General features: G+C 68.7%; 17 protein-coding genes. 16 read left to right on the top strand and 1 reads right to left on the bottom strand.

Annotated features, from left to right (window positions below; translation table 11 throughout):
• Positions 1-156 precede the first annotated feature (156 nt).
• From A9O63_RS09170 to A9O63_RS22700, 14 genes are all read left to right on the top strand, one after another.
• Positions 157-546: a head decoration protein gene (locus A9O63_RS09170; RefSeq protein WP_069331652.1), complete on the top strand. Its 390-nt coding sequence runs from the start codon at positions 157-159 to the stop codon at positions 544-546.
• A 76-nt stretch (positions 547-622) separates the two neighbouring features.
• Positions 623-1,645, top strand: coding sequence for a major capsid protein (locus A9O63_RS09165; RefSeq protein WP_069331651.1), 1,023 nt, complete (start codon positions 623-625; stop codon positions 1,643-1,645).
• A gap of 10 nt (positions 1,646-1,655) precedes the next feature.
• Positions 1,656-1,982 (top strand): head-tail joining protein, encoded by a 327-nt coding sequence (locus tag A9O63_RS09160; protein ID WP_069331650.1) that lies wholly within the window; start codon positions 1,656-1,658, stop codon positions 1,980-1,982.
• Positions 1,979-2,401 carry a hypothetical protein gene (locus A9O63_RS09155; RefSeq protein ID WP_069331649.1) on the top strand — a complete coding sequence of 141 codons (423 nt, stop codon included), beginning with the start codon at positions 1,979-1,981 and terminating at the stop codon, positions 2,399-2,401. Before A9O63_RS09160 ends, A9O63_RS09155 begins: the two co-directional genes overlap by 4 nt.
• 111 nt (positions 2,402-2,512) lie before the next feature.
• Positions 2,513-2,983 (top strand): phage tail tube protein, encoded by a 471-nt coding sequence (locus tag A9O63_RS09150; protein ID WP_069331648.1) that lies wholly within the window; start codon positions 2,513-2,515, stop codon positions 2,981-2,983.
• Between the two features lie 102 nt (positions 2,984-3,085).
• Entirely contained in the window at positions 3,086-3,526 is a 441-nt protein-coding gene (locus A9O63_RS09145) for a hypothetical protein (RefSeq protein ID WP_069331647.1), read from the top strand.
• A gap of 179 nt (positions 3,527-3,705) precedes the next feature.
• Positions 3,706-3,951 (top strand): hypothetical protein, encoded by a 246-nt coding sequence (locus A9O63_RS09140; protein WP_235836946.1) that lies wholly within the window; start codon positions 3,706-3,708, stop codon positions 3,949-3,951.
• 49 nt (positions 3,952-4,000) lie between these two features.
• A complete protein-coding gene (locus tag A9O63_RS09135; protein WP_069331646.1) occupies positions 4,001-9,229 on the top strand; it encodes a hypothetical protein in 5,229 nt (1,742 codons plus the stop codon).
• Positions 9,229-10,119 (top strand): hypothetical protein, encoded by an 891-nt coding sequence (locus tag A9O63_RS09130; RefSeq protein WP_069331645.1) that lies wholly within the window; start codon positions 9,229-9,231, stop codon positions 10,117-10,119. The genes A9O63_RS09135 and A9O63_RS09130 overlap by 1 nt, the downstream gene beginning before the upstream one ends.
• Before the next feature lie 15 nt (positions 10,120-10,134).
• Positions 10,135-11,619, top strand: coding sequence for a pyocin knob domain-containing protein (locus A9O63_RS09125; RefSeq protein WP_069331644.1), 1,485 nt, complete (start codon positions 10,135-10,137; stop codon positions 11,617-11,619).
• A 6-nt stretch (positions 11,620-11,625) separates the two neighbouring features.
• Complete coding sequence (locus A9O63_RS09120; protein WP_069331643.1) at positions 11,626-11,943, top strand: hypothetical protein; 318 nt, start codon at positions 11,626-11,628, stop codon at positions 11,941-11,943.
• A gap of 3 nt (positions 11,944-11,946) precedes the next feature.
• Positions 11,947-12,273 (top strand): hypothetical protein, encoded by a 327-nt coding sequence (locus tag A9O63_RS09115; protein ID WP_069331642.1) that lies wholly within the window; start codon positions 11,947-11,949, stop codon positions 12,271-12,273.
• 130 nt (positions 12,274-12,403) lie between these two features.
• Complete coding sequence (locus A9O63_RS09110) at positions 12,404-12,721, top strand: phage holin family protein (protein ID WP_009566684.1); 318 nt, start codon at positions 12,404-12,406, stop codon at positions 12,719-12,721.
• A gap of 117 nt (positions 12,722-12,838) precedes the next feature.
• The gene (locus A9O63_RS22700) at positions 12,839-13,711 is read left to right on the top strand and encodes a hypothetical protein (RefSeq protein ID WP_141703063.1); all 873 of its coding nucleotides are present in this window, start codon (positions 12,839-12,841) and stop codon (positions 13,709-13,711) included.
• 59 nt (positions 13,712-13,770) lie between these two features.
• On the opposite strand, the gene A9O63_RS22695 is transcribed toward A9O63_RS22700, so the two are convergent.
• Entirely contained in the window at positions 13,771-14,208 is a 438-nt protein-coding gene (locus A9O63_RS22695) for a protein NO VEIN domain-containing protein (protein ID WP_141703062.1), read from the bottom strand.
• 144 nt (positions 14,209-14,352) lie between these two features.
• Here A9O63_RS22695 and A9O63_RS09105 point away from each other — a divergent pair, with 144 nt between their 5' ends.
• Positions 14,353-15,159, top strand: coding sequence for a DNA adenine methylase (locus tag A9O63_RS09105; protein WP_069331641.1), 807 nt, complete (start codon positions 14,353-14,355; stop codon positions 15,157-15,159).
• Between the two features lie 54 nt (positions 15,160-15,213).
• On the top strand, positions 15,214-15,386 hold a 173-nt coding region (locus A9O63_RS23710; protein ID WP_412841975.1), incomplete at its 3' end, for a peptidoglycan-binding domain-containing protein.

Below are 15,386 nucleotides of genomic sequence, written 5' to 3'. Positions count from 1 at the left end.
CAGGCCGCCAGCCGCCGGGCCTGATCCGGCGGCGGGGCGCCCGAACCGCGCCCCACGCGCGCGCACCCTCTTCCTCCCGTACCGCTCCGAAGCCCCCGCCTCCGTGAGGAACGCGGGCGCTTCCGCACGCCCTCACCCCCGAAAGGACCCCCGACCATGGCACCCCTGATCAAGCCGCCCAGCCTCGGCGATCTCGTGAAGTACGAGCTCGAGCCGAACTTCACCCGCGAGACGGTCACGCTGCAGGCCGGCACCGCCTATCCGCTGGGCGCCGTCCTGGGCCTCGTCGCCACCGGCCCGGACGCCGGCCGGTTCGCCTTCGCCGCGGAGGAGGCGGAGACCGGCGAGACCGCGGCCGCGGCCGTCCTCCTTGAGCCGGTCGATGCGACGGACGGCGAACGCCGCGGCACCGTCCTCCGCCGTGGCCCCGCGACCCTCTCCCGCGCGGAGCTGGTCTTCGATCCCAGCCTCGAGGACGAGAGCCAGCGTGCCGACCGGATCGCCGAGCTCACCGATCTCGGCCTCGTCGTGCGCGACACGGCCTGAGCCCCCGCCATCCCGTCCCATCCATTCTCCCGGCGACCCGCCCGGCGCCGATCCCCGTTCCTGAAGGAGCCCGATCATGACGATCACCCGCAATCCGTTCGATGCCGGCGGCTATTCGCTGGCCGAGATGACCCAGGCCATCAACATCCTGCCGAACCTCTACACCCGCCTCGGCCAGATGGGCCTCTTCCAGTTCGAGGGCGTGACCCAGCGCAGCGTGATCATCGAGCAGGCCGAGGGCGTGCTCTCGCTGCTGCCGTCCCAGCCCTGGGGCGGGCCCGCGACGGTGGGCGGCCGCGAGCGCCGCTCGATGCGCTCCTTCGCGCTGCCCCACATTCCGCATGACGATGTGATCACCGCGGCCGATGTGCAGGGCCAGCCCGCGCTCGGGTCGACCGGGCAGGCCGATCCTCTGGCCGAGGTCATGACGCGCAAGCTCGCGCTCATGCGCCGCAAGCATGCGGCGACGCGGGAATATATGGAGATGAACGCGCTTCGGGGCGTGGTGAAGGACGGGGCCGGCCTCACGCTCTACGATTACTTCGCCGAGTTCGGGCTGGCGCAGATCTCGGTGGACTTCCTCCTCGGCACCGCCGGGACGAACGTCCAGGCGAAGTGCCGCGAGGTGCTGCGCGCGGTCGAGGAGGAGCTCAAGGGCGAATCCATGACCGGCGTCACCGCCCTCGTGAGCCCCGAGTTCTTCGACAAGCTGATCGGCCATCCGAAGGTCGAGGAGGCCTACAAATACTATGCCTCGAGCGGGGCGCAGCCGCTCCGGCAGGACGTGCGGCGGAGCTTTCCCTTCGCGGGCCTCCTCTTCGAGGAATATGTGGGCTCGGTCACGCTCGCAGGCGGTGCCTCCGAGCGGCTGGGGCCGGCACAGGAGGGCACCGCCTTCCCGCTCGGCACGATGGACACGTTCCGCACCTACGGCGCCCCGGCCGATCTTCTGGAAGCCGTCAACACGATCGGCCAGCCGATCTATGCCCGGCAGCTCCTCGATCCGAAGGGCCGCTGGATCGATCTCATGACCGAGGCCAACATCCTGCCGGTCAACAAGCGCCCGCGTCTCGCGGTGCGGATCCTGACCTCGAACTGAGGCGGCCGCCATGTCCGGCCTCTTCGAGGGCATGGGCGCGACCCTGACCGCCCTCTTCGGCGCGGCCGTCAGCTACCTGCCGCAGGGCGGGCCCGCGCGCGACGTGCCCTCGATCTTCCGCGAGGAGCAGGTCGAGGCGGAGGATCCCGAGGGCCGGATCGTGCTCGTCATGGCGCCCACCTGGCGGGTGCGCCGCGATCTGGTCCCCGAGCTCGCGCGGCGGGACCGGATCCGGCTGGCGGACGGCCGGGTTTATGAGGTGGACGAGATCTGGCCGCCCGCCACTCCGGCGGCCGATGCGCTCACGCGCTGCACCCTGCGGAAGGTCGCGCCATGACCGGGCGCGTCCGCTTCCGTCAGATCGCGCGCGCGGCGCTCGCTGCCGATCCACGCATGGGCAGCTTCTCGCAGATCTCCGCCTGGGAGGCGCGCCCCGACGCGGGCCGCCTGCCGCTCCTGATGGTGGTGACGCCGGTCGAGCGGGCGGCCCAGGCCACGCTCTCCAACTTCGAGCGCGCGACCGTTCTTCAGGTCGGCGTGAAGCGGCTCGGCAGCGACGATCTCGAGGATCTCCTCGACGCGGATGCGGATGCCGTCGAGGGCGCCATCTGCCGGGCGTTCCAGCAGGCGGCCATCGTCTGCCTGCCCGAGGAGGTGACGGTCACGCTCAACACGGACGGCGAGCAGGCCGTGGGCACGCTGATCTCGAGCTTCCGCATCGTCTGGCGCAGGCCGATACCGCGGCCCGCGCCCTGATCCTGCCCCGGCCCGCGGGCTGGCCTCGGCCGAAGAGCGGGCGATCCATTGCAACCGGGCCTCGCGCACCCCGCACCGTGGGCCGCGGCCCCCTGCCGAAAGGGCAACACCATGAACGATACCGTCACGCCGGGCATCGGCACGCTGATCTATGCCTCGACAGCACTGCCCGCCGCCGCCACGGAGTCGGCCTATGGGGGCCTCACCTGGACCGCGGTCGGCGAGGTCACCGAAGTGCCGGAATACGGCGGCTCGGCCGAGGTGGTGAACCACACGCCGCTCGCGACCGGCATCACGCAGAAGTACCACGGCGCGGTGAACTACGGCTCGATGCAGATCCCGCTCGCCTTCAACAGCACCGACGCGGGCCAGGCCATCCTCGAGGCCGCGCGGAAGAACCGCAACCGCATCGCCTTCAAGATCGCCTTCCCGAAGATCGACCCGCTCTCGACCGAGGGGGCGGCCGATTACTTCCAGGGCAAGGTCTTCGGCTTCACCAAGAGCGCGCCCGCCAACGGCGTCGTCTCGGGATCGGTGACCGTGGAGATCGAGACCGAGCTCACCTCGGTCGAGGAGGCCTGAGCCTCCCCCCGGATCCCGCCCGGCGACGGGCGGGACCGGCCGCAGCCGACGCGGGTCATCGGCGGCGGCCCCCCCTGAACCCGAACCCCAAGGATTCTGCACATGGACTTCCCCCAGTTCGACAGCCGCACCGCGGCCGAAACCGCCCGCCCGCTCCATCTCCGCCACCCGGCCACGGGCCGGCTTCTCTTCGCCGACGAGGGCGAAGCGAAGCCCTGCGAGGTGCTGGTGCTCGGCTCCGAGAGCCGTGCCGCCCAGGCCGCGATCCGCGCCGCGCAGAAGGCACGGCTGAAGAACGACCGCGACGACGAGCGCCAGACCATGGAGGAGGTCCATGCGAACCTCGTCGCGGCCGCAAAGCCGCTGGTCGCGGGCTTCCGCAACGTGAACCGCGGCGAGGCGCCCGCCGGCCCGGCCGATGCCGAGTGGTTCCTGAACCTCAACCTGATCACCGGGCGCGAGGGCGAGAAGAGCTTCGTCGAGCAGGTCATGGGCTTTGCCACCAGCCGCGCGAACTACCTGGGAAACGGCTCGCCCGACTGACGCTCTATGCGCGTCAGACGGGCTTCCTGCAGGCCACGCCGGAGACCGCGAAGCGGACCCGGCTGGAAGATCTGCGGGCGGCCCGGCGGCCGCTCGGCCTGCCCGAGATCGAGGCCGGGAAGTACCTGATCGCCTGCTTCACCGCCGAGGACGGTCTCGGCTGGTGCGCGACAGACCCGATGGGCGGGCTCGCCCCGCATTCCTGGGCCGAGATCGAGGCCTACAGCCGCGGGGCAGGCCTCGACCTCGAGCCTTGGGAGGCGCGCCAGCTCCGCGCCATGTCGGCGGCCTATGTCGCAGGCCGGATCGAGGGCCGGAAGAAGAACGGCGTGGCGCCGACCTTCTCCGGCGGCGAGGCCGCGAGGAAGCGCGAGCTCGCTCAGGCGATCAGGGCGCAGATGCGGCTGGCGCAGGCGCCAGCGTGACAGTCCGCAGCTGGCCGCCCCTCGGGGCGGCTTCATCGTGAGGAACCCAATGTCCATGTCCAATGTCGGCGCGATGAAGGCCACCCTCGGCCTCGACGTCTCGCAGTTCGAGAACCGCGCCCAGTCCGCCGGCCGGACGGCCAAGCAGATGTCCGACGCCATGGCGCGGGCGTTCGAGGTTGCGAAGGCCTCTGCCATGGGCGGCGCCCGGAGCTTCGAGGAGCTGCGGGCCTCGATCGATCCGACCTTCGCCGCGACGCAACGCTATGCCGCCATCCAGCGCGAGCTCGCAGGCATGGTGGAGAGCGGTGCCGCCAGCCAGCGCGCGGCGAACCTCGTCCTCGAGCAGGCGGCGGCGAAGTACATGGGGGTGGAGACAGCGGCCGAGCGGACGGCACGAGCGCAGCGGGAAGCGACGGTCGCGGTGGAGGAGGCATCACGCGGTTACACGGCGCTCCGCTCGCAGCTCGATCCGCTGTATGCGGCCTCAAAGCGCTACGAGCAGGCGCAGGAAACGCTTGCGGCAGCGGTGAGGGCCGGGGTTGTCTCCCAAGAGCAGGCCAACCGCGTTCTGGATCAGGCCAGCGCTCACTATCTCGGGGCTTCGCAGGCAGCGGTCACCGGCGCGGGGAAACTCGGCCCGGCCTTTCAGAATGCCAGCTATCAGGTTGGCGATTTTGCCGTCCAGATCGCCGCCGGAACGTCTGCGACGCAAGCGCTTACCATGCAGCTCCCGCAGTTGCTTGGCGGGTTCGGGATGTGGGGCGCAGCCGCCGGCGCTGTCGTCGCCATCATGGGCGCTCTGGCTCCGGTGCTCCTGTCCGGCCGCAACGCTGGGAAAGAGCTCAAGGATGCGTTCACGCATCTGACGGAAGCCTCGTCCGCCTACAAGGATGCGGCGGATCGTGTGACGCAGAGCTCGGCGGAGCTTTATGCGGAGTTCGGCAGGCACGCCAGCGCCGCGCGCGAAGTGTATGAGGTGATGCAGCAGATCGCGCTGCTCGATTACGCGGCAAAGATGACCGCGACCGTCACCGCGATGGAAGACTCATTCGAGAGCCTGCGCGAGAAGGTGGAGGCGACGGAATACGCCACCAGGCTCCTTGACGGTGCGCTCCGTGCGGATGGCGTGTCGATCCTCAAGACCAGCATGGAAGATCTCAAGGCAGAGTTCGGGCTGACGCTCGGGCAGGCCGAGCAGCTGGTCTCCGCGCTCGACGGCATGAAGGCGAGTGCCGCCTCCGGCCCGGCAGAGCAGGCGGCTGCGGCAAGGGCTCTGGCGGAGGCGCTTCTGAACGCTCACACCAACGGCGCCAGGATCCCGCCGGAGATGCTCGATGCCGCAAGCAAGGCGGCTCAGGCAGCGTCCGAGGGGCTCAGGCTTGCCAACGCCATGGAGAGGGCGGCTACCGGCGCCAGCAACACGGCGACGGCGGCGGTGGCCGCGGCGGATAGGATCAGCAACGCGGCATCCGAGGCGGCCCGGCTCGCGGCCAATCTTGGATCTGCCGCCGTGGCGGCGAGTGAGCAGGCCGACAGGCAGCTTGCAGTGGTCAATGCTCAGATCGCCGCGATCAAGGCCGGGCAGAGTGAGATCGTGGCTGGGAAGCGGGCGGCTCTCGACCTGGACCGCGAGGCGTTCCGCCAGGCGCAGCTGGCCGCAGGCGTAGACGCCTCGATCGTCAATCAGATGGTCCGCCGCAACTTCGAGGGCCGGGAAGCCGTCATTGTGGCGGAGCAACAGCTTGCCATTGCCCAGAAGGCCCGCTCCGAGGCCGAGAAGGCCGCCAACGGAGGCGCCAAGGCCGCTGCGGCCGAGGCGAAGGCGCTGGACAAGAACGCCCGGAAATACCTCGAGATGATCGACCCGATGGAGAAGTATCGCCGGAAACAGGCCGAGCTGAAGAAGCTCCTCGATGCCGGCAGGATCTCAACCGACCAGTATCGGCAGGCTCTGGCAGAGATCGCGGCCGAGATGGGCGAGAACAACCCCGTGTTCGAGGAGTTCCGCAGCGCCGTGGGCTCCGCCGTCGACTGGATGCTCGACGGCTTCCGCGGCGGCTTCGACGGCCTCCTCGATATCGCGAAGAACACGCTGAAGCAGATCATCGGCATGTTCATGACGAACCGGATCACGCTGTCGCTCGGCCTCGGCGTCTCGGGCGCGGCCGCAGGCGCGGCCGGGGCTGCCGTCGCGGGCGCCGGCGGCATGGGCACGCTCAGTGCGCTCGGCGGCATCGCGAGCGGGATCAATACGGTGCTCGGCGGCATCGGCGGCGCACTTTCCGCCTTCGGCACCGGCGCCTGGGGCGCGCTCTCGAACTTTGCAACGGGCGGCCTGTCCGGCGGCCTGGCCTATATCGGCACCTCCCTGAACTTCGCCACCAGCGGCCTCGTCGGCTTCGCGCAGGCGGCGGGCGCGATCCTCGGCCCCATTGCCGCCGTGGCGGCGGCCTTCTCCTTCTTCGGCTCGAAGACGAAGCTCCTCGATGCAGGCCTCCGCGTCACCGTGCGCGAGCTGAATGCGATGGTGGAGAGCTACCGGAAGGTCGAGAAGTCCCGGTTCGGCGGGCTCTCGAAGTCGCGGAGCACGAGCTACGGCCTCGCGGACGGCGCGGTGGCGGGTCCCATCGTCAAGGCCGTGAGCCAGATGCAGGCCTCGGTCATGGATGTGGCGGACACGCTCGGCATCGGGGCCGAGGCCTTCAAGGGCTTCGCAGCCTCGGTCAGATTCTCGACCAAGGGCCTCTCCGACGAGGAGATCGGGGCGAAGCTGCAGGAGAAGCTCACCGAGCTCGGCGACAGTTTCGCCGCGCGCGCCTTCGGCTATGTGGGCCGGAACGACCAGGCGATCCGGGACCTCGAGAAGCGGATCGCGGAGGGCACCTCCGATGCGGTGGTGAGCGGGCTCAAGGGATCCCTCGGCGACAAGATTCTCTCCGCCTTCCTCGGCCGGAAGCGGCAGGGCGACCTGGCCGAGCTGATCGCGGGCAACACGCTCGTCTCGACCCGCCCCGAGCTGGCGGCTCTGGTGAAGGAGGGCGAGAGCTTCGTCGAGGCCCTGCAGCGCCTGAGCGCGGCCATGTCCGGCGTCAACGGCGTCATGGACACGCTCGGCCACAGCTTCCGGGCGGTGGACATGGTGACGGCCGGCATGGCCTCGGATCTGGCCGCGCTCTTCGGCGGGCTCGAGGGATTGGTCTCCGCCACCACCACTTACTATCAGGCCTTCCACAGCGAGGCCGAGCGGATGGAGACCGCGACCCGGCAGGCGACCGAGGCGCTGGCCAAGCTGGGTGTGGCTCTTCCGCAGACCCGGGCCGAATATCGCCGGCTGGTCGAGGCGCAGGATCTCACCACCGAGCGGGGGCGGGAGCTCTATGCCGCCCTCGTGAGCATGGCCGGCGTCATGGATCAGATCCTGCCGGGCGTCGCCAGCCTCTCGTCCGGGCTGGCGGGGCTGGTCGGCACCATCAGCACCGATCTCGACGGCATGATCTCCGGCGCGGCCGAGGCGCAGCGGGCGGCGGCCGCGGCAGCCAAGGGCTGGTATCAGGTCACGCTGTCTCTGCGCGATTACATCGGCGACCTGCGCTCCGCGGCCTCCGAGCTGATCGCCCCCGCGGTGGCGGCGGCCCAGTCGCAGGCGCGCTACCAGACGATGCTAGCGAGCGCGATGGCGGGCGATCAGGAAGCGGCCAAGGCCGTCTCCGGCGCGGCCTCGGCCTATATCGACGCCGTGCGCGGGCAGGCCCGGTCGGCGGTGGATGTGGCCCGCGCGCAGGCGCAGGTCCTCTCGGACCTCCAGCTCCTGCAGGGCGTGACCGGGCTCGAGGGAGCGAAGGAGGATGTGCTGGCCACGCTCTATCAGGAGCAGGTCGATCTCCTGACCGAGGTGCGGGACTATCTGGGGCAGGGCGGTATCCTCGACCCCGCCCGGCTCGACGCGCTGAACGGCCAGCTCGGATCGCTCGAGGGCGCCATCGCGGCGGCGAAGGAGATCTCCTACGCGGCGCTGCGCGAGCGGATCGATGTGACCGTGGGGCTGACGGCGAGGGCCCAGATTCCGGCCGACCTGCGTCGCATCCTCCGGAATGCCACGAGCGGCGTCGAGGTCTCGCTTGACATGGTGCTGCGGCGGATGGATCTCACGCCGGATCTGGTCTGGATCGCGGCGAAGGCCTCCTCCGACCACCTCGCGCGGATCCGCTATCTGGCGACAACCGACGCACTGCCCGAGGATCTGCGCGCGCTCGCCGCCGTCCGGGTAGCGCAGTCGGTGCGCCGGCTCGCGCTGGTGATGGACCGGCCCGCCTCCGATCTCGGCATGGTGGAGCTTCTGAAGGCCCTCGGCGCCCAAGGCGGCCGGATCACGCTTGGTGGGAGCTTCGCCTTCGACCCCTCGACGGGCTTCTCGAGCTGGTTCGAGACCACGACGCGGGGGGCGATCACGGCGCCGATGGGCGCCTTGCGCACCGCGCTCGACGATCTGAGGGACGCGATCCTGGCCGAAGCGCGCGCGGCCGGGCAGCGCGAGCGCGGAGCGGCGCTGTCGGCCTATGCCGGCGGCCTCGCGACCAACGCGGCGGGCGACATTCTGGCCACGGATGCGCAGATCGGCGCCATGGCCCGGAAGGCGGGCATCGACACGACCGGGAAGACCACGGCCCAGATCATGCGGGCCATCGAGGGCTTCTCGGCCACCGACAACATCGAGACGATCCGCCGGCTGCCGGGGAGCCTGAAGGACTACCTCTGGGGCATCTTCCAGCAGCGGCAGGGCCGGATCCCGCTCGATACCGCCGATTATCTGCGCCTCTACCCGGACGTGGCGGCCGATGAGTATGGCTACGATCCGACCATCCATTACCGCAACCACGGCCGCGAGGCGATCCTCGCGGGCCTGCGCCCCTTCCGGCCGGAAGTGTTCGACTGGTCCGCCCTCGGCCTCGACATTCCCGGCTTTGCCGCGGGCGGGCTCCATGCGGGCGGCCTGCGTCTCGTGGGCGAGCTCGGGCCCGAGCTGGAGGCCACCGGCCCGAGCCGCATCCACAGTGCGGGGCGGACCGCGGACATCCTCGGCGGCGCCGCCATGGGTGCCTCCGAGGTGGCCGGGGCCGTGCGTGACCTGCAGGCCGAGCTCGTGGCGCTGCGGGCCGAGCTCGCAGAGATGAAGGTCTGGGCCCGCAAGGGGGCCGAGGCCTCCACCGCCACCGCCAAGGACCTGCGCCGGATCGGAACGGTGGGGGTGCGGATCGACCCGACGGAGGCCGTCTGATGCGGATCATCCTGCCGACCCCGGTCACGCCGGCGGCACTCCTTGCGAGCAACATCCCCGAGGACGACCATCCCGCCTGGGCCGCCGGGGTGACCTACGCCCGGGGCGCCCGCGTGGTGGCCGAGCACGGCGTCTGGGAGAGCGTGGCCGACGGCAATCAGGGCCACGATCCGGCGGGGGATACGCTCGGCAGCTGGTGGCTCCGGATCGGGGCCACCAACCGCTGGCGCGCCTTCGACGAGCGGATCGGCGGCCAGACGGTGGGCGGCCCCACGATCACCTATTCCATCCGGCTGCCCCGCACGCTGAACCGCATCGCCTTCTTCAACCTCGATGCGGCCTCCGTCCGGGTGAAGGTCACCACGCCCGCGGGCGCCACGATCCACGACCGGACAGTGGATCTCGTCGCGCGCGACCCGGTGGGCACCTTCTGGGAATATGTCTTCACCGAGTTTGCCTTCACCCCGAACGTGATCGTGGCCGCCCCCCTGCCCGCAGGCGCCACGCTCGACATCACGGTCACGGGGGGCGCCGTCACCCGCGTGGGCGAGATCGTGATGGGCCGCGACACGCCGGTCGGCACCACGGTGGCGGGCACCGGCCTCGGCCTCGTCGACTATTCCGTGAAGCAGCGCGACGAATGGGGCGGGCTCTATATCGTGCCGCGCCCCGTCACCCGCACCGTCTCGCTGGCCTTCCAGGTCCCGCTCGAGGGCGCGGCGCGCGTCCAGTCGATCATGGAGCGGGTCTCGAGCCGGCTCGCCGTCTTCTACGCGGGCGAGGGGGCCGACCTCTGGGGCACCACCGTCGCCGGCATCCTCCGCGATTACGACCTGACCCTCGGCCATGCCATCTGCGACGGCCGCGCCGAGGTCGAGAGCCTCGCCTGACGCAAGGAACCTCCCATGGACTTCTTCACCTCCCCGCCGACGCCGCCGAACAGCGGCAACCCCGGCACCTTCAACGACGATGCCGATGCTTTCCTGGGCTGGTTCCCGGCCTTCGTGGCCGAGCTGAACGCGCTGCTGCCCTATCTCACCGGCGCGGGCTTCTCCGACGGCACCGCGGCCGCGCCCGGCCTCGTCTGGCGCGAGGATCCCGACACCGGGATCTTCCGGCCGGGCAGCAACGCGCTGGGGGTGACGGCCGGCGGCGTCCTCAGGCTCACGGTCTCGGCCCTCGCGCTCACTTCGACCGTGCCGCTCCGGGCGCCGCTCGGGACGGCCGCGGCGCCGGGGATCTCGTTCGAGGCCGATCCCAACACCGGGATCCGCAGCGACGGGGCGGACGTCCTGCACTTCGTCACCGGCGGCGCGACCCGCGGCTTCTTCTCCACCACCCACTTCCAGTCCACCCTGCCGGCGGTGCTGCCCGGCGGGGCGGCGGCCGCCCCGGGCCTCACCTTCGCGGGCGATCTCGACACCGGGATCTTCCGGGCTGCAGCCGACCTCCTCGGGATCGCGGCCGGGGGCGAGGAGCGGTTCCGGATCGGAAGCTCCCGGGTGGCGGCGCTGGTGCCGTTCAGCGTTCCGGACGGGACGCAGACCTTCCCGGGCCTCACCTTCAACGGCGAGGTGGGCTCGAACACCGGCTTCTTCCTCGCGGCCGAGAACGAGCTCGGCGTCTCCTGTCAGGGGACGGAGCGGGCGCGGTTCACTCCGTCGGGCATGCAGCTGCAGGGGCTCCTGTCCGGCACGGCCGTGACCCAGAGCGATCTCGACACCACGCCGGGGCGCCTCCTGAAGGTCGGGGACTACGGCCTCGGCGGCACGGCGCGCCCGATCCCCGGCAACGATGCGGACCAGATCTCCGTCACCGGCTTCTATCAGGTCACGGGCGCCACGCTGAACCGCCCCGCCGGAATGGGCGTCGGCACCCTGCAGCATATCCAGCACGGGGCGAACCGGGCGGTGCAGATCACCTATCCGCAGACGGCATCCGATACGGGGCGCTGGTGCCGGCAGAAGGACACGACGTGGGGCGACTGGTTCCTGACCTACGACCAGCGCAACATCGTGGGAGCGGTGAGCTGGGCCTCCGGCTTTCCGCGCGGCGGCATCATCGAGCAGGGGCAGGCGGCCAATTCCGAGTACGTCCGGTTCGCCGACGGAACCCAGATGTGCCGCCTCGTCCTCACCGGCGTTCCGGGTCCGGCCACGCCGCATGGGCCGCTCTATCGCACAGAATGGCAGACGGTGACGCTGCCCGTCGAGTTCGCGAGCGGAGCCCTGAACGGCCATTGCGTGACCGGCGGCTGCCGGGGCGGCTCGGTGATCTCGCTGCTCGGGCGGCCGGGGGCCTCGAACGTCGCCGCCTACATGCTGCTGGCTCCGACGTCCTACGCGTCGACGCAGGTCGTCGATCTTCTCGTCACCGGCCGCTGGAGGTAACCCGCTATGATGCGCATTCGCATGGTTCCGCTTCGGCGGATGTATGAGCTGACCCTGTTCCGCGTGCAGGGAGACACCCTGATCTGCAACGACATGGTCTATGACTTCAGCGGCGTCGAGGAGGGAGACGTGCTGCCCTGGGACGCGATGGACAACACCTGGGTCACGAGCAACGTCACCCGGGTCGACGGCGTCCTCGAGTTCGAGGTGGTCTTCCCGCACGGCTATTACGGGGACGTCCCGCTGCCGAACCCCGGCACCATTGAGGTCGAGGATCAGGACATTCCGGTCCCGCCCTATCTCCCGCCGTCCGCGGAGGGCTGATCCATGAGCAGGAAGAGAGCAGCAATGACGAACGCGACCATCGATTACAGCAGGCTCATCAAGGCCCGGGACATCAAGGCGCAGCGTGACCTGATCCCGGCCGAGATCAGCCTGCTGCAGGCCATGATCGTGGTCGGCGAGGAGAAGTGGGCCCGTGCGATGGAGATCGCAGAGGACGCCGCTTACCCCTGGGCGATGCGGGCCGCGCTCCGCGGGGCGACCATGCTCGTCCGGGATTCGGAGACGATGGACACGCTGGCCTTCCTGCTCGGCCTATCGCCGGAGGAGACCGACCGGCTGTTCCTCGAGGCCGCAGAGGTGAGGCTCTGAGCCTGCTCGAGCCCGATGCGTAGCCCGGGCCGCCGGCCGCCCGAGACACCCTCCCGATCATGATGACAGGACCCGGCCGCCCCCGGCCGGGCCGAGACCCGCGCATGGCGCGCACAACAGGAGCGGCGCGATGCCGGAAAAGGGACTGATCGACACCATCACGGCGCTCTGGGGCGGGGCCATCGCCACGCTGATCGCAGCCGCCATGGGCCGGCTCATGTATCACACGGGCGAGGTCCGCGCCCGTCGCCGCGCCTTCTTCGGTCGCGAGCTCCTCTGGGAGATTCCCGCCCTCGTCGCCATGGCCTTCATCGGCGAGGCATTGAGCTCGTACCTCAACCTCGACGGCCGGGCGGCGATGGGGCTCGTCGCGATGCTCGCCTATCTCGGCCCGCGCGGGACAACGGCGATGCTGGAGCGGCTCTGGCGGGGAAGGAGTGCGGGCTGATGACCTTAGCCTATTGATGCCGCTACGATGAATTGCCGCAGCAACAGGATCAGGGTGGCCTAACCCCGAGTCAGCCCGCAAGATCGCGGTCCATGACAACGCGACCGGACGCAAACCATGACTTACACAACACGGGATCTTGATGAACGCGGCGCCAAATATCTGCTCGCGTTCATTCTCGAAAAGATCGAAGACATCGATCAGCCGTTCGTGACCTACGGCCAAGTTGCAAGACTCCTTGAGCGCCAGCTTCAAATACCAAGGATCTTTCCCGTCCATATCGGTACCGTGGCGGGCGCAATGATGAAGTCGGTTCTGCAAGTGGATGAAAATGCTCCCCCAATAAATGCATTGGTCGCAAAGAGCAGCGGAGTACCGGGAGAGGGGTTCGCCAGTTTCTATGATGACCTCTGGCGCGAAAGAGGCGGGCGCAGATGGCTGCATCTCAGGGCAAGTGATCGAGTTGCTGTAATTCAGGAAATCCGTGAGGCCGTTAGGCAGTACCCTCACTGGGACGCTGTGTACCAAAGCGCTTTTGGAGAACGCCCTCAACACCTCCTACAGAAGATCTACACGGAACGTGATGGCAAGCCGCCGGAAGGGCAGGGTTGGGGCGGCGAAGCTGAGAGTGAAGAGCACCGCCGCTTGAAGGAATGGGCAAAAGAGAATCCAGCCTATTTAGGCTTGGACTCTACTTTCATCGGCATCGCGGAGAAGGGAATTCTGTCAGGGGATCGTTTGGACGTCTTCTTCAGCAACGGGCATCAGTTTGCAGTTGCAGAAGTCAAGTCCATTCTTTCAAGCGATGATGATCTTCGTCGGGGCTTATATCAATGCGTGAAATACCGGGCAGTTATAGAAGCCACCGAACTACCGGTAACGGCCGATGTGCGGGCCATTCTCTTGACTGAGCGCGACTTGCCGGCGGATCTAAAGGTGAGGGCTAAGATGTTTAACATCGAAACAAAAGTCTACCGCCTTAATAGCTGAGGTTTGGCGGGGTGAGCGAACCTTGTGAAGGCAGGCTTTCTCGCGATATGACACAAGCGCTAAACCTGCGCGTCGGGCACCGCAGGGGGAAGCAAGGCCGAGAAATTATTGGCAACTGCAAGCTTGCGCACATGCGCTGGATAGCAGTTGCCCATTCCTGCACTCACTCGATGAGTTTCGCGGGCCTGAGCGTTGTTGAGGAGGTAAAAGGTCGGCAAGAGCGTCCGAATATCCAACTCAACGAACAGGAAAAAGTCTGCGTCGCCCTTTGACGCAAGATCAACAGGCCATCTCGTGATCTCAGTCGGCTTACTGCGAAACTGGCGAGTCTTGACCTCAATCGATCTGGGTTGACCGTCGACCACAACCATTAGGTCGTGTCCCGGAGCTCCTTCAGGGCTCACATAGGCTGCAAGTCCGAGGGTGTTTAGCTTGGCGAGAGCGAGTAGTTCCCCAAGGCTTCCGGCTTGTTGATGTGAGAGCTTCCGCTCGATCATCTCGATCCTCAGTAAGTTTCGGTACCAGACCTTAAACAATAGTCTGCTCGAAGGATCAGCATTTCTAACGAGCTTCCAGATATCGCCCCTCGACTGCCTGCCACCCCTCGCGAGGGCAGGCGCCTTGTGAGGCAGAATCACCTTATGAAACAAGTACCTCCCGCCGCCCCGGTGGCCCCGTGGATCGGCGGCAAGAAACGGCTCCACCCGCTCATCCTCGAGCGGATCGAGGCCATCCCGCACCGCGCCTATGTCGAGCCCTTCGTCGGCATGGGCGGGATCTTCCTCCGCCGCCGCTTCCGGCCCCGCCTCGAGGTGATGAACGACCGCAATGGCGAGATCATCAACCTCTTCCGGATCCTGCAGCGGCACTACCCCCAGCTCCTGGAGATCATGCGCTTCCAGATCTGCAGCCGGCGCGAGTTCGATCGGCTGCGGCTCACCGATCCCGCCACGCTGACCGACCTCGAGCGGGCGGCGCGGTTCCTCTACCTCCAGCGGCTGAGCTTCGGCGGCAAGCTCGACGGGGTCTTCGGCGTCTCAGCCGGGCACGGGCCCCGCTTCTCGCTCGCGCGCCTCGAGCCGGTGCTCGACGCCGCCCACGAGCGGCTCGACGGCGTGGTCTTCGAGAGCCTCGATTGGGCCGACCTGATCCCGCGTTACGACACGGCCGAGACGCTCTTCTATCTCGACCCGCCCTACTTCGGCGGCGAGAACGACTACGGCCGCGGGATCTTCGACCGGGCGCAGTTCGCGCGGATCGCCGAGATCCTCGGCAGCCTCAAGGGCGCCTTCCTCCTGTCGATCAATGACACGCCGGAGATCCGGGCGCTCTTCGGCCGGTTCCATCTGGAGCCGGTGCGGCTGACCTACTCGGTCTCCGCCTCGGGCAGCACCGAGGCGCAGGAGCTCCTCGTCTCGAACCGCGAGCGGGTCGCGACCCTCCTCTGAAAAGCCCCACCAGTCCGACCACCCACGCCCCGCCCTCGCGCGGGGCTTTTGCATATGGAGAAAGACGTGACGACATACGACATCCAGCGGCTGCTCTCGGCCGCGGGGCTCTACCGCGGCGCCATCGACGGCGACGCGGGGCCGTTGACCCAGGCGGCCGCACAGGCGGCGCTCGAGGGAGAGGCGGTGCCCTGGCGCGCCTGGCCCTCCCGCCGGCAGCGGATCGC

It is taken from the genome of Cereibacter johrii, from assembly GCF_001720585.1.
Taxonomy (GTDB): domain Bacteria; phylum Pseudomonadota; class Alphaproteobacteria; order Rhodobacterales; family Rhodobacteraceae; genus Cereibacter_A; species Cereibacter_A johrii.
This window is presented reverse-complemented; position numbering and strand designations above follow the sequence as displayed.